Genomic DNA, 23,339 nt, shown 5'->3' on the forward strand with positions numbered 1-23,339 from the left:
ACCCGGGCAAGGGTGGGTCTGGCAAAAGCTCTGGCAAGTCTCGCAACCTCTACCTATCTTGGGGCAAACAAAAAAAGCGAGGCGACGGCTTGGTCATCTCATCATTGGCAGACAATCTGGTGCGCGGTGTCGAAGCCGTCGGGGACCGCGTATCCGAGACCTTGTTCGAGCCGGTGATCCGATTGGGTGTCACAGGTCTCGCGCGATCCGGCAAGACCGTGTTCATCACGTCACTGGTGGCAAACCTGCTGGACCGCGGGCGTATGACCGGACTTGTTGCAGAGCAGGAGGGGCGGATCACGGCTGCCTACCTTCAGCCGCAGCCAGATGATACCGTTCCACGTTTTGCTTATGAATCCCATCTGTCGGACCTGACTGGACCAGAACCGCACTGGCCCGACAGCACCCGGGCGGTTTCTGAACTGCGCCTGTCGTTCAAAGCGCGTCCGGCCGGATTGCTTGCCGGGTTGCAGGGGCCGCGCAAGATCCATCTGGATATCGTCGACTACCCCGGTGAATGGCTCCTGGATCTAGCGCTGCTGGACAAATCCTACGAGGCGTGGTCGCAGGACACGCTGGCCCGCATAAACACCCGTCCCGAGGCGGCAGAGTTCCTGTCACAGGTCAAAGCAATGGATCCTGCCGGATCACATGATGAGACAGCATCCCAGGGGCTGGCGCGGGCGTTTACAACCTACCTCAACAGGGCCCGTGAAGCTGGATTCTATGATTGCACCCCGGGACGTTTTCTGTTGCCCGGCGATCTTGCCGGGTCGCCGGTTCTGACCTTTGCGCCGCTGCCAGTGTCAGGCGCGTCGCGCCGCCGCACGCTGCACCGCGAGATGGAGCGGCGCTATGAAGCATACAAGTCGCAGGTCGTAAAGCCGTTCTTTCGTGATCACTTTGCCCGGATCGATCGTCAGGTTGTGTTGCTCGATGCGCTGGGCGCGATCCACAAGGGACCGCAGGCGGTCGAGGATATGCGGCGGGCCATGGCAGACATCCTGTCGGCCTTTCGCCCTGGGCGCAACGCATGGCTCAGTCAGCTTTTACTGGGCAAGCGGGTCGAACGCATTCTGTTTGCCGCCACCAAGGCCGATCACCTCCACCATGTGCAACATCCCCGCCTGACCGCGATCATGGAGGCCCTGACGCGCGACGCTCGGGACCGCGCGAGTTTCGCAGGCGCTGAAACGGCGGCGCTGGCCCTGGCATCGCTGCGGGCCACGACCGAAGAGATGCGCAGCCACAACGGATCAGACCTGCCATGTGTGCGGGGCATGTTGCTGGACAGTGGCAAACAGGCCGCGTTCTATCCCGGTGAGTTGCCGGACGACCCGGCGCATTTATTGGGCCCGGCCCGAGACGGCGCTGCCGAGTGGTTGAGTGAGGAGTATGGGTTCATGTCCTTTGCGCCAGCGCATCTGACCTTGCGCCCAGGCGACGGTCCACCGCATATCCGGCTTGATCGCGCCGCACAGTTTCTGGTTGGAGATCGGTTGTGACGGCTATCCTGCGCCCCGCCCGCAGCACCGATGCCGGCGCGACTGGGCAGATTCTGCATGCCTTTGCTCGCGAACACGACTGGATGCCCAACCTGTATTCTTGCGCTGAAACCATTGCCTTTTGCGGACGCATGATTGACCGGAACTGGGTTACCGTCGCGGAAACGGATCAGGGTGTAGCCGGTTTTCTGGCGCTTGATGGCTCGACTATCCATTCGCTCTATCTGGTGGCCGCGGCGCGCGGACACGGGATCGGGCGCCAGTTGTTGGAGGATGCGAAATCAACGCGGTCGCACTTGTCTCTGTTCACGTTCCAAGCCAACACGGACGCGCGCCGGTTCTATGAGCGAAATGGTTTTTCCGAAGTGGCGCGCAGCGATGGGGCCGAAAACGACGAAAACCTTCCGGACATAGAGTACATGTGGCGCAGCGAGGGTGTGAATGATGGCTAAAGGCCCTGTTCTGATCGATCTGGACACGGATGAAGCGGCTGCGGATGTCGCGCAAGCGCCTCCGGTCCCGGATGTATCCCAGCCGCAGGGACAGGCGATGCAAGGGGCTGCGAGGCTGGCCGCGCGCAGACCTTCGCCTCTGTCCCGGTGGTTCTGGGGATTGGCCCTGGCGCTGATCGGTGCGGCGGTCTCGGTTGCGGCCTGGGACTTTGCGCTCTCATTGATCGAGCGCGCACCGATTTTGGGGTGGATTGTCACCGGGTTGATTGGGGCTTTTGTTCTTGTCACGCTGATCATCGCGTTGCGAGAACTGGCGGCTATCGGGCGTCTGTCTCGGTTAGACGGGATGCGGCGGGCCGCCGATGCCGCTTTGGTGGAGGACGATCTCGCGCGGGCTCGCGCTGTCACGGCGCGGCTGATCGCGTTCTATAAGGGGCGTGACGAAACCCGCTGGGGCCGAGATCGGCTGGTCGAACGTATGGCAGATCAATTCGATGCGTCTGGTCTTTTGACATTGGCAGAAGACGAACTGCTCGCCCCGCTGGACGCCGCAGCGAGCCGCGAGGTCGAAGCGGCAGCCCGGCAAGTCGCCACGGTGACGGCTTTGGTTCCGCTGGCGCTGGCGGATGTTGCAACGGCGCTGGCCGCGTCCCTGCGGATGATCCGCCGGGTTGCCGAAATCTACGGAGGGCGCGCAGGATTTCTTGGCAGTTGGCGCCTGACACGCGCTGTTTTTGTGCATCTGGTTGCCACAGGCGCCGTCGCAGTGGGCGATGATCTACTTGAGCCGGTACTGGGCGGGTCGGTCCTCAGCAAGCTTTCCCGACGGTTTGGCGAGGGGTTGGTGAACGGTGCATTGAGTGCGCGTGTGGGCGTGGCGGCGATGGAGGTCTGCCGTCCCTTGCCGTTTTCGGATAGACATAAACCTTCGACGCGCGGAATGATCAAACGCGCTCTGCAGGGACTGTTTTCAAAAGGTTGATCTAGCGCAAAGCCTGTGCGCCGTCCCTCCGGCACATTTGTCGCAACGGAGGCCCAGCCATGACCGATCACGGTCACAGCCAGCAAGAGATTGCCGCCCGCATCAACGCCCCGCCCGGACGCGGGGTGCTGCGGGATGTGGTCTATGGCGGCATCGACGGATCGGTGACGACTTTTGCCATCGTGGCGGGTGTGGCCGGGGCAGGCCTGTCCCCCTTTGTTATCATTGTGTTAGGGTTGGCGAACGTGTTGGCCGACGGGTTTTCCATGGCGGCGGGCAATTACTCCGGCACCAAGGCCGAATTGGACAACATCCGCCGCATCCGAGCGATCGAAGAACGCCACATCAAACTCTACCCGGCCGGGGAGCGCGGCGAAGTGCGCGAAATCTTTGCCCAAAAAGGCCTGTCGGGACAGGTTTTAGACGAGGCGACCACGGCGATCACAGCCGACCGGGAGAACTGGATCAACCTGATGATCGAAGGCGAATACGGGTTGGGCAGTGTCGATCCGCACCCGATCAAAGCGGCAACGGCAACCTTTTTTGCGTTCTTGGTTGCAGGATTAATCCCACTGGTGCCATTTTTGTTGTCGTTGGAGCGTGCCTTCTCCATTTCGGCATGGATGACGATGGGTGTCTTCTTCACCATCGGCGCGGCGAAAAGCAGATGGTCGCTGGCGCCATGGTGGCGATCCGGGATTGAAACCCTGCTCATCGGCGGTCTTGCAGCCTTGATCGCGTATTTTGTCGGGTCTTTGTTCCATCTCTGAAGCGCACTGTTGTCGCAACCGGTCAGCAACACCCAGTGGGCCAAATATAATTCGCTAGTATGGTCCAAAACGGAAGCAAATCATCATGCGAGATTGAGACCTGCGAGCCAAACGTTTTCTCGGTCGCGGTGCTTACGGTTGTATTGGTACCGGATAGCGCGGCAATTGTCCCGATTTCGGCAATTTCTGCCGGACGAGGAACAACAATGGATATCATGCACTCTGGTGGCCTATCACCGTCTGTTCCGGTTTTGGTTTGCCTGCGGCGTGCCGGCCTTTCTGGCGGTGCTGACAATCCTCTGGCTGATGCTCGCGCGCCCGCCGCTATCTGTGTTCTGACGGATACGGCGCACAGGTTGCTGAAACCTTACGGGATTCCAGACTGTTGTCCTTGGCTACCTCGCGTTAGCCTTCAGGACACGCACCAAACGGAGGCCACTTTTGGAATCTTTACTTGTTCTCTTTGGCCTTATCGTTCTCGCCATCCCCGTGATACTGATTGTGCTGTTAGTGGGGCACACGCGCCTGCGGCGACGTGTTGAGCAATTGGAAACCCAGCTTGGTAAATTCACCCAAAACGCAGGAGAAGAGGAACCGAAGCTGGTACAGGCCGAAAAAGCCCCTGCCGCTCGCGTGCAAAAGGAAGAACCTCGTCCGACGCAGTTATCCGCCGCGAAACCCGACCCCAAAGATACGGAGCCAGACACTGCATTGGACGACACCGTGGAATCTGACGCAGCTGTTGTGTTTCGCGAAGACCGGTTTGCCGAATTGGGAGCCTGGCTGCGAGAGAACTGGTTTTACGCGGTTTCTGCCGTTTCCTTGGCATTGGCAGGCATCTTTTTGGTGCAATACGGGGTTGAGAACGGGCTTCTGCCTCCTGCCGCGCGCGTTACGGCTGCGTTGGCGTTTGGGTGTATGCTGATTGCCGCAGGCGAGATTGTAAGGCGCCGGTTCGGAGATGATGAAACCTCGACCACGGCCTATCTGCCATCGGTGTTCTCGGGCGCCGGGCTTGTCACGTTGTTCGGAGGGATTCTGTCCGCCCGCCAGCTTTACGATCTGATCGGGGCTGAAACAGCCTTGGCGGGTCTGGTCGTGGTTGCGATGGTTGGGCTTGTGCTGGGGTGGTTCCACGGGCCTTTGCTTGCCGCTGTCGGCTTGATCGGAGCTTTCGCCGCACCCTTTTTGGTCGGAGGCGAGTCCGAGGATCCAACCTGGCTGTATGGCTATTTCTTTGTTTTGACCGTTTTGGGGTTGGGGATCGACACCGTGCGGCGCTGGGCCTGGGTTTCGGTTTTGACCCTGTTTGGGGCATACACGGCGAGTCTGTTGCTTGTGTTGTCCTCACCACTCACCGAGCCCGGGTATCTGACATGTGTTACGGCGCTGGCTCTGATCGCCATTGCCATCCCGGTCCGACGCGTTTGGCCGGATCACCCTGGTCCCATGGTTGCCGAAAAGCTCTGGCGGTCCAAGGGTGTCGCGTGGCCTGAATTTCCAACCCGCCTGGCTGCTGGCGCGGTCACGGCAAGCACGGTGATCCTGTCGCTGCATTGGGCCGACTCGGCGGGAGAGTTCTGGCTGGGCGTTTGCTTGCTGGCCGGTCTGACGCTGGCGTTGATGCTTTGGGCCAAAGAAGCCCGCGCATTGCAGGATCTGACGGTGCTGCCTGCTTTGGGCCTGATCTGGTTCGTGCTGATGCACGGGCTGGACAGCGGCGCGGTACTGCGGACCTTTACCGCGACCTATGCCGAGACGAATGAGGCCGACTATCCGCTGGTAATCACCACCCTCGTGACTCTGTCAGCGCTTTTGTCGATCGTTGCCGCGTGGCGGTCGTTTGGCGCAGATCAATACCCGGCAGCCTCGGCCGGTGTGGCGGTTTTGTTTGCGCCCGTCATGGCAATCGCATTGGAGGTCGGCTGGCACCCGGCAGGTGTGATTGGAGCATACCCATGGGCGCTGCACGCGATCTCACTTGGCGTCCTAATGGTGGTCATGGCGGAAAGGTTTGCGCGGGTTGACGGTAACAACCGGATGCGTCCGGCATTGGCGACGCTGTCCGCGCTGTCCTGCCTCAGTTTTGCCTGCGTCATCGTTCTGAGTTCGGCCGCGCTGACGATTGCGCTGGTCGCGACAATTGTTGTCGCGGCCGCATTGGACCGGAAATTCACATTGCCGCCGATGAGCTGGTTTATCTGGGCGGGTGTGTTCACGGTCACGGTGCGTCTGGTTCTGAATCCGGGCCTCGATTGGGCCAATTCGGCACCGGTAGCCGAGATGACGCTGGTTTATGCGACAGCAACCGTTGGGTTCCTCGCCGCATGGCGTCTTATCCGGCCACTGGCGCGGCCGGTGGCGATTTTGCTTCTGGAAAGTGCGGCCTGGGCCACCGGAGGCATCCTGTTATCCCTGCTGCTGTTGCGCTGGCTCGAGGGTTTTGGTGAAGGCGGGGCCGACAACAGCCATTGGGGCCTGAGTCTGCTGTCGGTAATCTGGCTGTTGCTGGCCTACGCGCAAATTCAGAGGTTCGAACTGGGCGGCAAACTGAATTATGTGCGGTATCTTCTCGCCGTGTTCTTTGCAGGGCATGGCTTGATGCGCCTTGGACAGGCTCTGAGCGATGCGAACCCGCTGCTAAACCCCTTTGCCGAGCCTGTCCTGGGTCCGCCCGTGCTAAACACGCTTGCAGTCGCTTATCTGTTGCCAGCCGTTGCAATCGGCCTTTCGGCGTGGCGCATTCCTGCGATGCCTGTGTGGCTTCGGCAAGCCAGTTTTGGATTGGCGGGCGCGCTTTCGGCGTTCTGGTTGGGGATGGCGATCCGCCATATCTGGCAGGGCGCCAGTGGTATGTACGAGGCCAATGGCGTCACGCAGCCAGAGCTTTATACCTACACAATGACGCTTTTGGTGATCGGAGCGGTGTTGTTTTACCAGTCGCTCGCGCGCCATTCCGATGTCATGCGCAAAGCGGGATTGGGTGTGATCGGACTGGCGGTTGCCAAGGTGTTTCTGATCGACATAGCTGGTCTGGGCGGTCTGATCCGAGTGTTTTCACTGCTGGCATTGGGATTGTCGCTGGCCGGTCTGGCATGGCTCAATCGCTGGGCCAAACTGCGCCATGCGCCACGAGGTGCGGACCCTCTGGACCATTAGGCGCAGGCGTCCTATAAGCGCGGCCATGTTTGACCGTCTGGCCATCATTATTCGAATTATATCCCCGGCGCTCTGATATCGCGAGACGCCGGGCAAAGGTGCTTGAGTTATCGCACTGACCGCTTCGATCCACATGTGACAATACCACCCTGAGGACGCCCCAAATGTGCGCCGACACGACCCAAACACCTGACTACAAAGACACGCTGAACCTTCCCAAGACCGATTTCCCCATGCGCGCTGGTCTGCCCAAGCGCGAGCCTGCATGGTTGGAGCGCTGGGAAGAGATCGGCGTCTATGACCGCCTGCGCGAGAAAGAGGGGCGTGCGCCCTTCACGCTGCATGATGGCCCTCCGTACGCAAACGGCCACCTGCATATCGGCCATGCGCTGAACAAGACCATCAAGGATATGATCGTGCGGTCCCATCAGATGATGGGGTTCGACTCGCGCTATGTGCCCGGCTGGGACTGCCACGGTCTTCCGATCGAATGGAAGATCGAGGAGCAATACCGCAAGAAAGGCAAGAACAAAGACGAGGTGAGCGTCGTCGACTTCCGTCAGGAATGTCGGAAGTTCGCGGATGGCTGGATCGATATCCAGCGTGAAGAGTTCAAGCGGCTGGGGATCACCGGCAACTGGGCCGACCCTTACATCACGATGGACTATCGCGCCGAGGCGGTGATCGCCGACGAGTTCATGAAGTTCCTGATGAACGGGACGCTCTATCAAGGCTCCAAGCCGGTGATGTGGTCGCCCATAGAGAAAACCGCGCTGGCCGAGGCGGAGGTCGAGTATCACGATAAGGAAAGCTTCACCATCTGGGTGAAATTCAAGGTCTTGATCAATGAAACAACGCCTCCGGTCACCGGCGAGGTGGGGCAGGTGCAACCACTCAGCGATCTTGAAGGATCTTACGTTGTAATCTGGACGACGACCCCGTGGACCATGCCGTCTAACAAAGCCGTGGTTTATGGATCGGATATCTCGTACGGCCTCTATGAAGTCACAGGTGCGCCTGATGAGTGCTGGGCCGCGGTTGGTGACAAATTCCTGTTGGCCGACAATCTTGCAGCCGATGTGCTGGGCCGCGCGCGTCTGAATGACGATCAGTGGGCCCGTGTCCGCGACGTTACCGCTGATGAGCTTGCAACGCTCAGTCTTAAGCACCCGCTGGCTGGGGCTGAGGGCGGCAATGGCGAATGGGACGACATCCGCGACTTCCGCGCCGCTGAGTTCGTGACCGATACCGAAGGTACCGGCTTCGTCCACTGTGCGCCGTCGCACGGTATGGAGGAATTCGAACTCTATCGCGATCTGGGCATGCTGGAACAAGTCATCACCTATAACGTGATGGACGATGGCTCGTTCCGCGCCGATCTGCCGTTCTTTGGAGGCACCTACATCCTGTCCCGCAAGGGCGGCGAAGGTGATGCCAACAAGGCGGTCATCGACAAGTTGGCCGAGGTCGGCGGGCTGCTGGCGCGGGGCAAGATCAAGCACAGCTATCCGCATTCCTGGCGCTCGAAAGCGCCGATCATCTACCGCAACACGCCGCAATGGTTTGCCTCAGTGGACCGCAAGCTGGATGACGGCATGGGGGAGATGGGCGACACCATCCGTGAACGCGCCCTGCGGTCTATCGATGAGCTGGTGAAGTGGACGCCGCAGACCGGTCGTAACCGTCTGTATTCCATGATTGAGGCGCGCCCGGACTGGGTTCTGTCGCGCCAGCGCGCCTGGGGTGTGCCGTTAACTTGCTTTACCAAGAAGGCTGCACTGCCAACTGATCCGGACTTCCTGCTGCGGGATTCGGCGGTAAATGCACGGGTCAGAGAGGCGTTTGAACAAGACGGGGCCGATTGCTGGTACGTTGAAGGGGCCAAAGAGCGATTTCTGGGCAACGACTACAATCCGGACGACTGGGATCAGGTCTTTGACGTTCTGGATGTCTGGTTCGATTCCGGCTCGACCCATGCCTTCGTTCTGCGGGATCGTGAGGACGGCACCGAGGACGGCATTGCCGATGTCTATATGGAAGGCACCGACCAGCATCGCGGGTGGTTCCATTCGTCAATGTTGCAGGCTTGCGGCACTCTGGGCCGTGCGCCTTACCGAAATGTCGTGACGCATGGCTTTACGCTGGACGAAAAGGGCAACAAGATGTCCAAATCGCTCGGCAATACGATCGTTCCGGAAGAGGTCATCAAGCAGTATGGCGCCGATATCCTGCGTCTTTGGGTGGCTCAGACCGACTACACCGCCGACCAGCGTATCGGGCCGGAAATCCTGAAAGGCACCGCTGACAGCTATCGGCGCTTGCGCAACACGATGCGCTTTTTGCTGGGATCACTGGCGGATTTCACCGAAGCGGACCGGATCGATCCGGCAGAAATGCCGCGACTGGAACGTTGGGTCCTCAGCCGTCTGGCCGATCTGGATGAAGAGGTGCGTCAGGGGTATGCGGCCTTTGATTTCCAGGGTGTGTTCAGTGCGGTCTTCAATTTCGCCACTGTGGATCTCTCGTCCTTTTACTTCGATGTGCGTAAGGACGCGCTCTATTGTGATGGTAACAGTGTGCGCCGCCGCGCCGCCCGGACGGTACTGGATATCCTCTTCCACCGTCTGACAACATGGCTGGCACCCGTTCTGGTCTTTACCATGGAAGAGGTCTGGCTTGAACGTTTCCCGGCGGATGACAGCTCGGTGCACCTGGTCGACTTCCTGGATACGCCTGCAGAATGGCGCGACACAGAGCTGGAAACAAACATGGCCAAGGTGCGGCGCGTGCGCCGTGCAGTCACGGCGGCGCTCGAGGTTCAACGGCAAGACAAGGTCATCGGTTCCAGTCTCGAGGCAGCGCCCATTGTACATGTCGAGGATGCGGATACCCGTGATCTGCTGGCAACTTTCGATGTGGACGACATGTGCATCACATCGGGTCTCTCGATCACCGGCGATCCAACCCCGGCTGAGGCTTTCCGTGTGCCTGAAATCGAAGGTGTGGGCGTGGTTTTTGAAAAGGCCGAAGGTGCCAAGTGCCAACGGTGCTGGAAAATCCTGCCCGATGTTGGTTTGCACGCACATCCGGGTGTGTGCGGCCGGTGCAATGACGCACTGGGATAAAGATGGCTGCGCCCCTTCCTTGGCGAGGGGCGTACCATGGGCTTAACAGCATTATTTGGTTGAGGTCGCCCCGTTCCGCGCGGAAACTGTCGGATGCAAGTCTGCCCCATTCTCGGCTTGCGCAGTGTGACCTGATCTGAAACCGTGTGATCATGTCCATGATCGCAGTCGATACGCAGTTCGGACGGTTAGGCGTCGAGGAAACCAACGGCGCCATTACGCGCCTCGTATGGAATGGCCAGAACAATGGTCCCGCCACGCCGTTGCTTGCGGAAGCATCGGCTCAACTGAAAGCCTATGATGACGGGCGGTTGGAACGGTTCGACCTGCCGTATCGCATCGCGGGCTCTGAATTCCAGCGTCAGGTCTGCGATCTGATGTTCGCAATCCCGTTCGGAGAAACCCGGACATATGGAGAGATTGCCAAAGACCTGAACCAACCCGCGCAGCCGGTTGGACAGGCTTGCGGCGCAAATCCCATTCCCGTCATCATTCCCTGCCATCGCGTGCTGGCCGCCAATGGGCTGGGCGGCTTTTCGGGCGATGGCGGCATTGAAACCAAAGTGGCTCTGCTCCGACACGAAGGGGCTGCCAGCCTGCTGATCTGATCGGTCGAAATCGGTTGCAATCCGTCCATCCCGGGACCAACTTATACCAGATACTGAATTTGAAGGACCCCGCTGAATGACAGCCGCAACTGACCGTGCAACCCGCAAAAAGACAATCATTGACCGCCTGATGTCTCTTGAGGCGCAGGAACTGGCGACTGCGCAGGCGCATTACGATGCGTTTCTGAAAGATGCGCAACTGGATGACCGGGAAGGCCATGACAAAGACGACATCGCCGCCTCGCGCGAAAACGCTGATCTGGCGGCAGCTTTTGACGCGCCGGTCCACGCACATCACGCCAAGATAGATGTGATCGAAAACACCGATTTTGGATTGACCGACACGGTCAAGCCGGGCGCTGTCATCAAATTCAACAACCGCCGTTTTGTCGTTTGCGTGTCGACCACACGGTTCGATGTGGACGGCAAGACCTATATGGGAATCTCAACGCAAAGCCCGATCTACCTGGCCATGGCCGGCCTGCAGGAAGGTGACGTCTTCACCCATAACGGAACCGAATTCGAGGTGCAGGAAGTCTTGTAACCGGCCGCTTGCGCATTGATCCTAGCGGCCTCGCTGCGGGATCAGTTGTTGCGCGATGCCGGCAGACACGAGGTACAGGCTCGTGATCACCAGGCCCCAATGCGCCCAGCTTTCGGGGTGAAAATCGACCCAAGCCGCCCAACCAGCAAAAAACGTCCAGGCAAACGCCATCGGCAAAGTTAGGCTGCGCCACCGTTCCGTACGGATCGGGTGAACGAATTTAAGCGGTAGGAACATGGCGATTGCCAGCAGCGTCACAAGAACGAGGCTGAACCAGAAATTCGGCTCTAACGCAAAGATCACGATGACCACCATGTTCCAGCATCCCGGAAACCCAGAAAAGGAATTGTCCTTTGTTTTCATGCGGGTGTCTGCGAAATACATCGCGCTGGCGAAGGTAATGATGATGATCGCAAACCAGCCGGTCCACCCGTTCATCAAACCGGATTTGAACAATGCGTAGGCCGGGATGAACACGTATGTCAGGTAGTCGATGATAAGATCCAAAAGAACACCATCGAACTCTGGCGCGTTCTTTTTGACATGATAATGCCGGGCCAATGGGCCGTCGATTCCGTCCACGATGAAGGAGACGACAAGCCAGAGATACATCAGGCTCCATTCTTCTTCGACAGCAGCCAGCATTGCCAACATTGCAAAAACGGCGCCGGTTGCAGTGAACAAATGAACGGCGAGGGCTTTGAATCTCAGTGTCATTCACGTGTCATGTACGAAGCGCAAACCAGATGCAAAGCAAAAAGCCGAACCGCATGGCTATCGGGCTGGCTATGTTGTCTATAAGGGCCTCACGCCTTGGGATGGGCGCGATTGTAGACCTCCATCAACCGCGCCGTGTCCACGGCCGTATAGGCTTGCGTTGTGGACAGCGATGCATGACCGAGCAGTTCCTGAATGGCGCGCAAGTCCCCTCCTGCAGAAAGGAGATGTGTCGCAAAGCTGTGGCGCATCGCGTGCGGCGTTGCGGTCGCCGGCAGTCCGAGTTGCATCCGGGCCTTTGCCATGACGCCCTGAATGGCTCGCGGGTTCAGGCGGCCACCCCGGACACCTCGGAATAAGGCGGTATCCGACGTCTGTGGGTGCGGGCACAAGCGCAGGTAGCGATCAACCGCGTCGCGGGCCGCCGGAATAACCGGCACGATCCGTTCCTTGTCCCCTTTGCCCAGAATACGCAGCGTTGGCGGCAAAGGTGCATCAGCACCGGTTAAGGACAAGGTCTCGGAAATCCGAAGCCCACAGCCATACAGGAGCGTCACCACAGCGACATCGCGGGCGGCGATCCAATCAGACGTCGATTGCATTTCGACCGTCTCGATCATCGCACGCGCCGCGTCTTCGGCCAGCGGGCGCGGCAGCTTTTGGGTGAATTTGGGTGCGCGTGTGGCTAAAACAGCGGTGGGCTCAAACCCTTCGCGCTCGGCCAGCCAGCGGTAGAAGCTTTTGACGGCCGACAGCTTTCGCGCCAGCGACCGTGCACCGACGCCCGAGGCGCGCTGATCCGCCATCCAGGCGCGCATATCCGAGATCGAGATGCGTTCGAGCGCAGCCAACCCCTGTCGCTCACTGTGGTGCAGGGTCATGAAAGACAAAAACTCTGTCACATCGCCGCGATAGGCCGATTGTGTGTTTTCGGATCGCCCGGCCAGCGCCCTCAGATTGTCCAGCCAGTGCTGCAGCGCATCGCGGCAGGCCGGGGAGATCAGGCTCACGACAGCCAGTGACGCATCGAGCGTTCGAACACGCCAGCAAAAAAGGCAAGAAGGTCCGTGCCCAGTTGCGGCGTGAAGTGCCGCGGGTCCGACGCGCCCATGACAATCATGCCAGGCAAACGCCCCGGGCCTAGGTCCAGCTTAAGGCAAGCCTCGGAGCGCAGCTGATCTGCATGCGCTCCAAACAGCCGGTGGTTCGGATGATGAACCTCGCGCAGGGTGACCTCGCGCGCTGGACCGCTGCGATCAAAGGTCAGGTACTGATCGACAAAACCGGGTTCCGTCACAGTCAGCACGCCACCAAGCCTGTCGATTGCCGGGTCGTTCTGAACCACAGTGGTTTCCAAAACCAAAGTGATCCGATCCACCCGCAAAATATCGGTCACGTCACTGCCGAGCGCGCGCAGGAAATCTTCGAACTCAACCGGTTCCAGAAGGCGCAGAATGGCCCTGTGGACCTGATTGGTGCCCGCCAGATTTTCGTACGCCGCGGCGATGACGGAGCGGTGGGTGTCTTCCAGCCGGTCCAGCCGCGCCTCAAGCCGTTGCATCGCAATGCCGCGCAGATCGATGACGTTGTCCCCACGCGCCTGTTCATTTGCGGCGACAAGGGCCTGCATGAGGTCTTTGTCATCCAGAATGGCGTCCGGCTCCGCCAGAATCGCGGCACGGAGGTTGTCCTGTAGTTTCGGGTTGCTGCTCATGTCCTGTCCGGTCTTTTTTTGTTGTGCGGCTTATAACACGGGTCGCCGGAATCGCCTTGGGAAAAATGCACGTATGGGTGGATTTTGTATCCGGTGTGTGACCGGGGCTCCCGCCTGCAATTCCCTGATCACAGATCAGGTCTTGGCCGTTGGGCCGGGCACGGCGCCGGTCGGCGCCGTGCGGTTGGGTAAAAGATTAGAGGATTTTCTGGCCCGTTTTGGCCCAGTCCGCCAAGAACGCGTCCAGACCCTTGTCCGTCAGCGGATGATCGGCCAGCTTTTTGATCACCGCGGGCGGGGCGGTGATGACATCCGCGCCGATGCGCGCACTTTCGGTCACATGGTTCACCGTGCGGATCGAAGCCGCCAAAATTTCTGTTTCAAACCCGTAATTGTCATAGATCTGCCGGATGTCGGCGATCAGATCCATGCCATCCATGTTGATGTCATCCAGGCGTCCGATGAACGGCGAAATGAAAGACGCGCCTGCTTTGGCGGCCAAAAGCGCTTGATTGGCCGAGAAACACAGTGTCACGTTGACCATCTGGCCTGCGTCGGTCAGTGTCTTGCAGGCTTTCAGCCCGGCCCATGTCAGCGGGACTTTGACGGCAATGTTGGGCGCGATCTTGGCCAGTTTGCGCCCTTCGGCGATCATGTCATCGGCCTCGGTGGCGACAACTTCGGCCGACACAGGACCATCCACCAGATCGCAGATTTCCTTGGTCACTTCCAGAATGTCGCGGCCGGATTTCAGGATCAGCGACGGGTTAGTGGTCACGCCATCCACCATACCCAGATCGTTCAGTTCAGCGATGGCGTCGATCTCGGCTGTGTCTACGAAGAATTTCATGCGGGCAGTCCTTTGATGGGTTGGCCTTGGTCGCGGATGGCTTTACCTCAAAGAGACCCACGCTGGAACCCCCTGCATAGGATATGCTGTGAGCGCTAACGGATATTTCGACGAAGGAGAGCTGGTTGCGGTATTGACCACGCAGCCTCTGGACCGGACGTTGGATTACAGGGCGCCCGAAGGTGGGTGCTTTTTAGGCGCGTTTGTCGAGGTTCCGCTGGGGCCGCGCAAGGTGCTGGGCGTGGTCTGGGGGCCGGGGCAGGGAGGTTTTGATCTGGCCAAGGCGCGGTCGGTGATCCGGGTATTGGACGTCGCGCCCATGCGCGAAGAGATGCGCCATTTTCTGGGGAAGGTGGCGGATTATACGCTGACGCCAATGCCGTCGATGCTGCGCCTGGCGACCCGTGCGCCGGGGCTTGGCGATCCGCCTTCGATGCGCAAGATTTATCGGTTGGGTCAGGGTGAACCCGATCGGATGACCGACGCTAGAACTCGGGTGCTGGAGGTCTTGCGCAACTACGGAGGGTTGGCGTTTACACTGAAGGAACTGGCGGAGCAGGCCGGAGTGACGTCTTCGGTCGTCAAAGGGCTGGTCAAGCAAGGCGCTGTGCGGGAAGAGGATAGCCCCCGCGATTTGCCCTACCCGCATCTTGATCCGGACTTGCCGAGCAAAGACCTGACGGAGGATCAGGCGGTAGCGGTGGCGCGTCTACAGGCCGGGCAACGCTCTGGCGACTATGGAACGACGTTGCTGAAAGGTGTCACCGGGTCGGGCAAAACCGAGGTGTATCTCGAGGCGGTGGCAGAAGCGCTGCGCGCGGGACGTCAGGCGCTGGTCCTGTTGCCCGAAATCGCCTTGACGGCTGAATTCCTGACCAGGGTCGAAGAGCGGTTTGGCGCAAAACCTGCCGAATGGCACTCGGGTGCGACGATGACCGAGCGTCGCCGTGTCTGGCGCATGGTGGGGCAAGGCGATGCGCAACTGGTGGTGGGTGCCCGGTCAGCTCTGTATCTGCCGTTTCGCGATCTCGGTTTGATCGTTGTCGATGAAGAGCACGATACCTCGTACAAACAGGAAGATGGCGTGCACTACAGCGCGCGGGATATGGCGGTGTTGCGTGCAGCGATTTGCGGGGCCCGCGTGATCCTGGCCAGCGCGACGCCCTCTCTGGAAAGCTGGGCGAATGCAGAGGCTGGAAAATATGACCGGCTTGATCTGACGGCGCGGTTCGGGGCGGCAGTTCTGCCTGACATGAAATCCATCGATATGCGCGCCGAGCAGATGCAGGCCGGGACCTGGATTTCCCCCACATTGCGGCAGGCGGTGCGGCAACGGATCGAAAAAGGTGAGCAGTCCTTGGTGTTCATCAATCGCCGCGGTTACGCGCCGGTGACGCTGTGCCGGGCGTGCGGCTATCAGATCGAGTGTGATCAATGTGATGCGCGGATGGTCGAGCATCGGTTCCTCAAGCGTCTGATGTGTCACCAATGCGGAGCGACCAAACCGATGTCTAATGCCTGCCCCTCGTGCGGGGTTGAGGGCAAGCTGGCGCCCGTCGGGCCGGGGATCGAGCGTTTGGCCGAAGAGGCTGAGGCGACCTTTCCAGACGCGAAAATCGTAATGCTAAGCTCTGATTTGTTTGGATCGGCGCGGGCGTTAAAGGCCAAGATTGAAGAGATCGCCCAGGGGGATGCGGATATCATCATCGGCACGCAGCTGGTGGCCAAGGGTCACAACTTTCCCAAGCTCACTTTGGTGGGTGTCATAGACGCCGACCTAAGCCTGCACGGGGCCGATCTGCGCGCCGCCGAACGGACATTCCAATTGATGCGCCAGGTGGCAGGGCGCGCGGGGCGGGCGGACAAACCGGGGCAGGCTTTGTTGCAGACCTTTCAGCCGGAGCATCCCGTGATCCGGGCAATTCTGTCGGGCGACGAAGAAGGATTCTGGCGGACCGAAGCGGCCGGGCGGCAGGCGGCGGGCGTTCCGCCTTATGGGCGTATGGCCGGAATCGTTCTGTCCGGCCCCGAGGTTGGTGCGGTTTTTGACCTCGGCACCGCACTGGCGCGCAACAATGTCCCGCTTCGCGAAATCGGGGCGCAGGTTTTTGGACCCGCCCCGGCCCCGATCGCGCTCATCCGCGGACGGCATCGGGTGCGCCTGCTCGTCAAAGCCCCAAAGGCGGCCCCGATTCAGGAGGCAATCTCGCGTTGGATTACGCCCTTGCGGTTGAAGGGCGACCTTCGCCTGACCGTGGATATCGATCCGCAGAGTTTTTACTGATCTCTGCATCAGTGCAGAGGCAGTGTGCGCCCGGTCTTTTCCCTCGCCAAACCGCCGCAATGGGCGTAGAGGACTCTCATGCTGAAACCCGTGCCCCTGTCCGAGGCGCAGAGCCTTCCGTTCTGGCGTCGTCCGATGACGCTCCTGTTTGTGATGGCGTTCACCATGCCGATTGCGTTCAACGGGTGGAATGCGCTGCTGAACAATTTCGTGATCGAGGTGGTGAATTTTGATGGCGCGGATATTGGCCTTCTGCATACGGTGCGCGAGATCCCGGGATTTCTGGCCGTTGGCGTGATCGCGGTGATCCTGTTCATTCGCGAGCAGGTGTTGGCGATGATCTCCCTTATGCTGCTGGGCGTTGCCACGGCGGTCACGGCCTGGTTCCCCAGCCTTGGTGGTCTGCTGTTCGTGACGTTGTTCAGCTCGATTGGCTTTCACTACTACGAAACGGTAAACCAATCTCTGCAATTGCAATGGTTGCCAAAGGATCGCGCGCCGCAGGTTCTGGGTTGGCTGGTTGCGATGGGGTCTGCGGCAACTGCGGTTGTTTATGGGTTGATCGTGCTGACCTGGGACAGGTTTGACCTGTTATACAATACCGTTTTCATGGCGGCTGGCGGGGTCACTGCGCTGCTGGCCTTGTTCTGCCTGATCGCCTATCCGCAGTTCGACGCACCGACGCCGCAGACCAAAAAATTGGTGCTGCGCCGCCGCTACTGGTTGTACTACGCCTTACAGTTCATGGCTGGCGCGCGGCGTCAGATCTTCGTGGTCTTTGCCGGTTTCATGATGGTCGAGAAATTCGGGTTCGCGGTGCACGAACTGACCAGCCTCTATCTGATCAATCTGGTGATCAACATGGCCGCGGCGCCGATGCTGGGTAAGGCCGTGGCCGTTTTTGGCGAGCGCCGGACGTTGGTCTTTGAATACGCAGGGCTCGCCATCGTGTTTGCAGCCTATGGCGGCATCTACTGGTTTGGCTGGGGCGTGCTTCTGGCCGCGATCCTATATGTGATCGACCATGTTTTATTTGCCCTGGCGCTGGCGCTTAAGACGTATTTTCAGAAAATCGCAGACCCGGCTGACATCGCACCGACGGCGGCCGTTGCCTTCACGATCAATCATATAGCGGCTGTCTTTCTGCCCGCTCTGCTGGGCCTGCTTTGGGTGGTTTCCCCCGGTGCGGTGTTTGCACTGGCCGCGGGTATGGCAATGGTGTCTTTGGCCCTGTCGCTGCTGATCCCTCGCCATCCGGAACCGGGTAACGAAACGATCCTGTCGAAATACGCACCTGCACCTGCGGAATGAGCGTTGCCGCTTGACCTTGTCCGCCCATCCCCCTAGGCGCTCGGGCAATCCAGACAGGAGACCCCCATGCCCACATTTACAGCGCTGACGACACTGACCGGAAAACCCGCAGCGGAACGCCTGGGAAACGCGATGGAGCGTCTTAGCCCGGAGCCAACCGGCGTTGGCGTGTTCGAGGTCGAGGACGGGTCTGGCCTGTGGGAAGTCGGCGGCTATTTCACCGAAGCACCGGATGAAACCGCGTTGGCGGTGCTGGCCGCCGCGTTCGAGGCCAAGCCATTCGTGGTCTCGGAACTGCCGGAAACCGACTGGGTTGCGCATGTCCGCAGGGAACTGGCTCCGGTCGAAGCGGGGCGCTTCTTTGTCTATGGGGCGCATGACGCGGACAAAGTGCCGGCGGGCAGCGTACCTTTGCTGATTGAGGCGGCAATGGCCTTTGGAACCGGCCATCACGGGACGACGATGGGATGCCTCAAGGCATTGGATCGCCTGTTGGAGGAGGGGTTCACAGCCACCAAAGTGGCCGATATTGGCTGCGGCACCGCCGTTCTGGCCATGGCAGCGGCTCGGGTTTGGAAAGGTGATATCCTTGCCAGCGATATCGATCAGGTTGCCGTTGATGTGGCTGAGGCCAATCTGAAGGCCAACAATATGAGAGGTGCCGTAAGGTGTGTTGAGGCGGCAGGCTTTGATCACCCTGAGTTGCGGTCCGGAGCACCCTACGATCTGATTTTTGCCAATATTCTCAAAGGTCCTCTTATCGCTTTGTCGCCCGACATCGGCGCGAATCTGCGGACAGGGGGCTATGCGATTCTGTCTGGAATCCTCCATGAACAGGCCGAAGATGTGGCTGCAGTTTATTCACAGAATGGGTTCAATGAGGTCCACAGGGCGCAGATTGGTGAATGGACGACGCTGATCTTAAGCAAACAGGACTTAAATTAGGCCATTTGCGGGAGTTTTGTGGATTTTTGCCACGGTTTTGTCGCAATCTCTTTTTACCGTTTTCTAATGAAGTCGAGGGGGGCGGTTTTAGGAGGCTGCCATGACGGGAAAGCAATTGGAGTTTGGTCAGCGCGTTCATCGCCTGAACAAAAAACATCAAAAGATGAGCCGTGGCTATCGTGCGACCATGCGCAAGGATGGCTTGGTTGTTATGAAACCACAACGGGTCCGCTCGGCGGTTCCGGTCAAGGTTTTGGTGCTGTGCCTGATCGCGTTCTTCGCCTTCAAGGCATTTTTGCTGTCCAGCCTTGGGCCGTCCGGATACCAATATCGGGTTGATAGCCTGAATCAGGGCACCTCGGTTGAACAGGCCGGTGCTTGGGTGATGCAAATCGATCCACTGACACAGATTCTCTCGGTTCAACTGAACGAAGTCCTGTACTGAGTTCAGCCTGACACGAAAAACACCGCATGCCTCTCGGGCGCGCGGTGTTTTTATTTGCCCCTTGGGGAGGAGTCAGGGCGTGTGAGTGGTCGTTGATCAGACCTTAGAACCGGCCTTCCGCGATGGCGTCGATGTCGCCACGGCACAGACCGATGTCTTCGAGTTCACGATCTGTTAAACCCTTCAGCGCGTTGCGGGTAACGCGGGCGTCGTTCCATTCGAACACGGCGTTTGCAGCCGATGTGAGTGTTGCGCCGATACGGCCAACGAGGCCGAATGAGCCAGAGGTGGTGCGGATGGTATCCAGTGCAGCCATATCCTGTTTCCTTCTGTTTGTGTTCACGTTGCGATCTTGCGATCTGACCGGCATCTAGTGCCGTCAAATGAACAGAACAAGTTCAGTTTCTGCATATGTCCTATGCATTTTCTGCAATACTCAATCACCCTGTAATCGCCTTAAATAATTGGTGAATTTACCTTCATAAACCTGTCGATTTCAGACGGTTTCACGTCGTGATTAGGCTGTGTTGTCGCGGCCAGAACAGTCATGTCGTTTTCATGCGTGAGGTCAATTCGCTTGGAAAATGTTCATGTTTCGTGCTAATCGATGAAAAAAGATCACATAACCCGAGCAGGCCGAGGCAAAACATGCGAATTCTGGGCATTGATCCGGGGTTGAGAACCCTGGGATGGGGCGTCATCGAATCAAATGGCAGCCGCCTGAGCCATGTCGCCAATGGTCTGTGTAAATCGGACGGGGATGATCTGGGTGAACGGCTTCTTTCGTTGCACAATCAGATTGTCGAGGTGATCGCAGCGCATCGTCCGGATCAGGCCGCCATCGAACAGACCTTTGTCAACAAGGATGGCGCCGGAACGCTCAAACTGGGTCAGGCGCGTGGTGTCGCGTTGCTGACGCTGGCGCAGGCGGGATTGGCTGTTGGCGAATACGCCCCCAATCGGGTCAAGAAAACCGTTGTCGGGGTCGGTCACGCAGAGAAAGAGCAGGTCCTTCATATGGTCAAGCTACAGCTGCCGGGCTGTGCGCCCAAAGGGGCCGATGCGGCAGATGCTCTGGCGATTGCCATCTGTCATGCCTATTACGGCAAGACCCAGCAGGGGCGGTTGAAAGAGGTGGGAGCATGATTGGCAAGCTGACGGGACGGTTGGATTACCGGGCGGCAGATCATGTGCTGATTGATGTGCGGGGCGTTGGCTACATTGTTTATTGTTCGGATCGCACCATGGCGGCCTTGCCCGGCGTGGGAGAGGCGATTTCGCTCTACACCGATATGGTCGTGCGCGAAGACCTGATGCAGCTTTATGGGTTTTTGTCGCTGGTTGAAAAGGAATGGCACCGGCTGCTGTGCTCTGTTCAGGGCGTCGGGGCCAAGGTTTCGCTGGCCATTCTATCAGCGCTTGGGCCGGACGGTGTGAGTCGTGCGATTGCACTGGGCGACTGGGCATCCGTCAAGGCGGCCAAAGGCGTTGGCCCCAAAACGGCACAGCGCATCGTTCTGGACCTCAAGGACAAGGCGCCCGGTGTCATGGCCATGGGGGGCACCATCACCGAAGCAATGGACGGCCCGGTGCTGGATGTTGTCGAGACTGAAGCTCCCGTTCCAACACAAAAGCAATCGCCTTTGCCTGCTTCCGGTGCAGGCGCGGCGTCTGCCGATGCGCTATCTGCTCTGTCCAACCTGGGGTATGGCCCGTCAGATGCGGCAGCAGCCGTGGCCGAAGCGGCAGCGCAGATGCCCGATGCCGGTGAGGCAGATCTGATCCGCGCAGCGTTGAAGCTGCTGGCCCCGAAAGGCTGATTGAATGGTAGACGTCGATCCCACCCTGCGCCCTGAACCGTTGCCCGAAGACAATGATCGCGCGCTGCGCCCACAGGGTTTGGATGAATTCATTGGCCAAGCCGAGGCGCGGGCCAATCTGCGCATCTTTATTCAGTCCGCCCGCCAGCGGGGCGAGGCGATGGATCATACGCTGTTTCATGGTCCTCCGGGGCTGGGAAAAACCACGCTGGCGCAGATCATGGCGCGCGAGCTTGGAGTGAATTTCCGAATGACATCCGGTCCAGTGCTGGCCAAGGCAGGGGACCTGGCGGCGATTTTGACCAATCTGGACTCGCGCGATGTGCTGTTTATTGATGAAATCCACCGTCTGAATCCGGCGGTTGAAGAAGTCCTGTATCCGGCGATGGAGGATTTTGAACTGGATCTGGTGATCGGCGAAGGCCCGGCGGCACGCACCGTCCGGATCGAGCTTCAGCCCTTTACACTGGTCGGGGCAACCACCCGGATGGGCCTGTTGACGACGCCCTTGCGGGACCGGTTTGGGATCCCAACCCGTCTGCAATTCTACGAGGTCGATGAGTTGCACGAAATTGTCACGCGCAATGCGCGCAAACTGGGTGCGCCGGCCGACAACGATGGCGCGCGGGAAATCGCCAAACGGTCTCGCGGAACGCCTCGGATCGCAGGCCGGTTGCTGCGCCGCGTCGTCGATTTTGCAATTGTCGAAGGCGACGGCCGGATCACACGGGAACTCGCGGATGGTGCTCTTACCCGTCTGGGCGTGGACACTCTGGGCCTTGACGGGGCGGATCGGCGCTACTTGAAGCTGATTGCAGAGAATTACGCGGGCGGGCCTGTCGGCATCGAAACGTTATGCGCGGCGTTGTCGGAAAGCCGGGATTCGCTGGAAGAAGTGATTGAGCCGTATCTGCTGCAGCAAGGCCTGATCCAGCGCACGCCGCGCGGCAGGATGCTTGCGCAAAAGGCATGGGCTCATTTGGGGCTGCCGGCTCCGAAAGGTCAGAGCGATCTGTTTGGTTGAAGCCGGGCGTCTGAGATTTTATGCCTTCGGCGAAAGTGTTTTCGGAAAGATGAAGGATCGCGCGTGACCCCGGACGAGATCGAAGCCCTGTTCACCCGTGACAGCGGAGAATTCCTCTTCGCGCGCTGGGGGCGCCCGATTGTTCCGGTTGTCTTTGGCGTCGAGGATGACACCTTGGCAATTGTCAAAGGCGCGTTCGAGGCGGTGGTGGCACTGGCGGATCACCAGATGGCCGAAACCGATCCGGAGCTTGGCGTGAATTGCATGGTGTTCTTTTTCCGGGACTGGCAGGAATTGCCCGAGGTCCCGGATCTGGATCGCCTGATCCCCGACCTCGGGCCGCTGGTGGAGCGTCTGATCGCGGCGGATGCCAACCAATACCGCATTTTCAGGTTCGAAGAGGACGGCGCAATCCGCGCCGCGTTTGTCTTTCTGCGCATGGATGCCGAATTGTCAAAGGTGCCTGCCGAAACCCTTGCGCTCAGCCAGGTGGTGCAAACTGTTCTTTTGTGGTCGGATGCCGCTTTTCGCGACAAATCGCCCTTGGCCATGGCAGGTGACGCAACGATCTTGCGCCCCGAGATTGCCGGGTTGATCCGCGCTGCATATGATCCTGTTCTGCCGAGGGCGGCGCAGGACCCGTCTCACGCATTGCGATTGTTTGCCCGGTTGGAGCAACCTCAATGAAACACACCTATCCGGTTCGCGTTTACTATGAAGACACCGATATGGGGGGTGTGGTCTACCATGCGAATTACCTGCGTTACATCGAGCGGGCCCGATCGGACTGGGTGCGTCAACTGGGTAATGACCAGAACGCCATGCGTGACCAAGGTATTGTCTGGGTCGTGCGCCGGGTCGAGGCGGATTACCTCGCGCCAGCGAAATTCGAGGATGAACTGGTGGTCGAAACAGACGTGGTTTCATTGTCTGGTGTGCGACTGACCATGGCGCAGCTGGTGCGCCGGGGCGAGACCGAAATCTTTCGTGCGACGGTTACAGCCGTGTGCATCAACAAAGCTGGCAAGCCTGTCCGTCTTCCGGCAGAGATTCGCGCATTGATGTAACAATTTGCAGGGCCGGG

23 protein-coding genes are annotated in these 23,339 nt (G+C 59.3%); 18 read left to right on the plus strand and 5 right to left on the minus strand.

The genetic code is table 11. The features are described from left to right. Positions 1-89 precede the first annotated feature (89 nt). From ACR3ES_RS09985 to ACR3ES_RS10025, 9 genes are all read left to right on the plus strand, one after another. Positions 90-1,505 carry a YcjX family GTP-binding protein gene (locus ACR3ES_RS09985; RefSeq protein ID WP_170431921.1) on the plus strand — a complete coding sequence of 472 codons (1,416 nt, stop codon included), beginning with the start codon at positions 90-92 and terminating at the stop codon, positions 1,503-1,505. Then, on the plus strand, positions 1,502-1,957 hold the full coding sequence (locus tag ACR3ES_RS09990) for a GNAT family N-acetyltransferase (RefSeq protein ID WP_170431924.1): 456 nt from the start codon (positions 1,502-1,504) through the stop codon (positions 1,955-1,957). The genes ACR3ES_RS09985 and ACR3ES_RS09990 overlap by 4 nt, the downstream gene beginning before the upstream one ends. Then, on the plus strand, positions 1,950-2,939 hold the full coding sequence (locus ACR3ES_RS09995; protein ID WP_170431926.1) for a YcjF family protein: 990 nt from the start codon (positions 1,950-1,952) through the stop codon (positions 2,937-2,939). Before ACR3ES_RS09990 ends, ACR3ES_RS09995 begins: the two co-directional genes overlap by 8 nt. A gap of 59 nt (positions 2,940-2,998) precedes the next feature. Continuing rightward, the gene (locus ACR3ES_RS10000; RefSeq protein WP_480425285.1) at positions 2,999-3,709 is read left to right on the plus strand and encodes a VIT1/CCC1 transporter family protein; all 711 of its coding nucleotides are present in this window, start codon (positions 2,999-3,001) and stop codon (positions 3,707-3,709) included. A 225-nt stretch (positions 3,710-3,934) separates the two neighbouring features. Continuing rightward, positions 3,935-4,048, plus strand: coding sequence for a DUF2269 family protein (locus tag ACR3ES_RS10005; protein WP_480425569.1), 114 nt, complete (start codon positions 3,935-3,937; stop codon positions 4,046-4,048). 102 nt (positions 4,049-4,150) lie between these two features. Next, entirely contained in the window at positions 4,151-6,868 is a 2,718-nt protein-coding gene (locus tag ACR3ES_RS10010) for a DUF2339 domain-containing protein (RefSeq protein ID WP_170431930.1), read from the plus strand. Positions 6,869-7,032: 164 nt separating this feature from the next. Beyond that, complete coding sequence (gene ileS, locus ACR3ES_RS10015; protein WP_170431932.1) at positions 7,033-9,993, plus strand: isoleucine--tRNA ligase; 2,961 nt, start codon at positions 7,033-7,035, stop codon at positions 9,991-9,993. Between the two features lie 152 nt (positions 9,994-10,145). Continuing rightward, positions 10,146-10,601, plus strand: coding sequence for a methylated-DNA--[protein]-cysteine S-methyltransferase (locus tag ACR3ES_RS10020; protein ID WP_170431934.1), 456 nt, complete (start codon positions 10,146-10,148; stop codon positions 10,599-10,601). A 76-nt stretch (positions 10,602-10,677) separates the two neighbouring features. After that, positions 10,678-11,145: a hypothetical protein gene (locus tag ACR3ES_RS10025; RefSeq protein ID WP_480425288.1), complete on the plus strand. Its 468-nt coding sequence runs from the start codon at positions 10,678-10,680 to the stop codon at positions 11,143-11,145. A 21-nt stretch (positions 11,146-11,166) separates the two neighbouring features. Here the strand turns inward: ACR3ES_RS10025 and ACR3ES_RS10030 are convergent, their stop codons facing one another. The 4 genes from ACR3ES_RS10030 to fsa all read right to left on the minus strand — a co-directional run bounded on the left by ACR3ES_RS10030 (position 11,167) and on the right by fsa (position 14,426). Beyond that, positions 11,167-11,862 (minus strand): CDP-alcohol phosphatidyltransferase family protein, encoded by a 696-nt coding sequence (locus ACR3ES_RS10030; RefSeq protein ID WP_170431940.1) that lies wholly within the window; start codon positions 11,860-11,862, stop codon positions 11,167-11,169. A gap of 89 nt (positions 11,863-11,951) precedes the next feature. Continuing rightward, positions 11,952-12,872 carry a tyrosine recombinase XerC gene (locus ACR3ES_RS10035; RefSeq protein ID WP_170431943.1) on the minus strand — a complete coding sequence of 307 codons (921 nt, stop codon included), beginning with the start codon at positions 12,870-12,872 and terminating at the stop codon, positions 11,952-11,954. Continuing rightward, positions 12,869-13,576 (minus strand): DUF484 family protein, encoded by a 708-nt coding sequence (locus tag ACR3ES_RS10040; protein ID WP_170431946.1) that lies wholly within the window; start codon positions 13,574-13,576, stop codon positions 12,869-12,871. Before ACR3ES_RS10040 ends, ACR3ES_RS10035 begins: the two co-directional genes overlap by 4 nt. A gap of 196 nt (positions 13,577-13,772) precedes the next feature. After that, positions 13,773-14,426, minus strand: coding sequence for a fructose-6-phosphate aldolase (gene fsa, locus ACR3ES_RS10045; RefSeq protein ID WP_170431949.1), 654 nt, complete (start codon positions 14,424-14,426; stop codon positions 13,773-13,775). A gap of 88 nt (positions 14,427-14,514) precedes the next feature. Between fsa and ACR3ES_RS10050 the strand changes: the two genes are divergently transcribed. The 4 genes from ACR3ES_RS10050 (at position 14,515) to ACR3ES_RS10065 (ending at position 19,411) form a co-directional block, all read left to right on the plus strand. Then, positions 14,515-16,710 carry a primosomal protein N' gene (locus ACR3ES_RS10050; protein WP_170431952.1) on the plus strand — a complete coding sequence of 732 codons (2,196 nt, stop codon included), beginning with the start codon at positions 14,515-14,517 and terminating at the stop codon, positions 16,708-16,710. Between the two features lie 78 nt (positions 16,711-16,788). After that, positions 16,789-18,021, plus strand: coding sequence for an MFS transporter (locus ACR3ES_RS10055; RefSeq protein WP_170431956.1), 1,233 nt, complete (start codon positions 16,789-16,791; stop codon positions 18,019-18,021). Positions 18,022-18,087: 66 nt separating this feature from the next. After that, positions 18,088-18,966 carry a 50S ribosomal protein L11 methyltransferase gene (locus ACR3ES_RS10060; protein WP_170431958.1) on the plus strand — a complete coding sequence of 293 codons (879 nt, stop codon included), beginning with the start codon at positions 18,088-18,090 and terminating at the stop codon, positions 18,964-18,966. A gap of 100 nt (positions 18,967-19,066) precedes the next feature. Then, positions 19,067-19,411, plus strand: a complete 345-nt coding sequence (locus tag ACR3ES_RS10065; RefSeq protein ID WP_170431960.1) for a hypothetical protein — start codon at positions 19,067-19,069, stop codon at positions 19,409-19,411. A 103-nt stretch (positions 19,412-19,514) separates the two neighbouring features. Here the strand turns inward: ACR3ES_RS10065 and ACR3ES_RS10070 are convergent, their stop codons facing one another. Continuing rightward, entirely contained in the window at positions 19,515-19,727 is a 213-nt protein-coding gene (locus ACR3ES_RS10070; RefSeq protein WP_170431962.1) for a DUF1127 domain-containing protein, read from the minus strand. A gap of 332 nt (positions 19,728-20,059) precedes the next feature. Between ACR3ES_RS10070 and ruvC the strand changes: the two genes are divergently transcribed. The 5 genes from ruvC (at position 20,060) to ybgC (ending at position 23,322) form a co-directional block, all read left to right on the plus strand. Then, the gene (gene ruvC, locus ACR3ES_RS10075) at positions 20,060-20,557 is read left to right on the plus strand and encodes a crossover junction endodeoxyribonuclease RuvC (RefSeq protein ID WP_170431964.1); all 498 of its coding nucleotides are present in this window, start codon (positions 20,060-20,062) and stop codon (positions 20,555-20,557) included. Beyond that, complete coding sequence (gene ruvA, locus ACR3ES_RS10080) at positions 20,554-21,231, plus strand: Holliday junction branch migration protein RuvA (protein ID WP_170431966.1); 678 nt, start codon at positions 20,554-20,556, stop codon at positions 21,229-21,231. The genes ruvC and ruvA overlap by 4 nt, the downstream gene beginning before the upstream one ends. Before the next feature lie 4 nt (positions 21,232-21,235). Further along, the gene (ruvB, locus tag ACR3ES_RS10085) at positions 21,236-22,255 is read left to right on the plus strand and encodes a Holliday junction branch migration DNA helicase RuvB (protein ID WP_170431968.1); all 1,020 of its coding nucleotides are present in this window, start codon (positions 21,236-21,238) and stop codon (positions 22,253-22,255) included. 63 nt (positions 22,256-22,318) lie between these two features. Then, entirely contained in the window at positions 22,319-22,942 is a 624-nt protein-coding gene (locus ACR3ES_RS10090) for a hypothetical protein (protein ID WP_170431970.1), read from the plus strand. Next, positions 22,939-23,322: a tol-pal system-associated acyl-CoA thioesterase gene (gene ybgC, locus ACR3ES_RS10095; protein ID WP_170431972.1), complete on the plus strand. Its 384-nt coding sequence runs from the start codon at positions 22,939-22,941 to the stop codon at positions 23,320-23,322. Before ACR3ES_RS10090 ends, ybgC begins: the two co-directional genes overlap by 4 nt. Positions 23,323-23,339 lie beyond the last annotated feature (17 nt).

Source organism: Ruegeria sp. B1 (genome assembly GCF_056535885.1).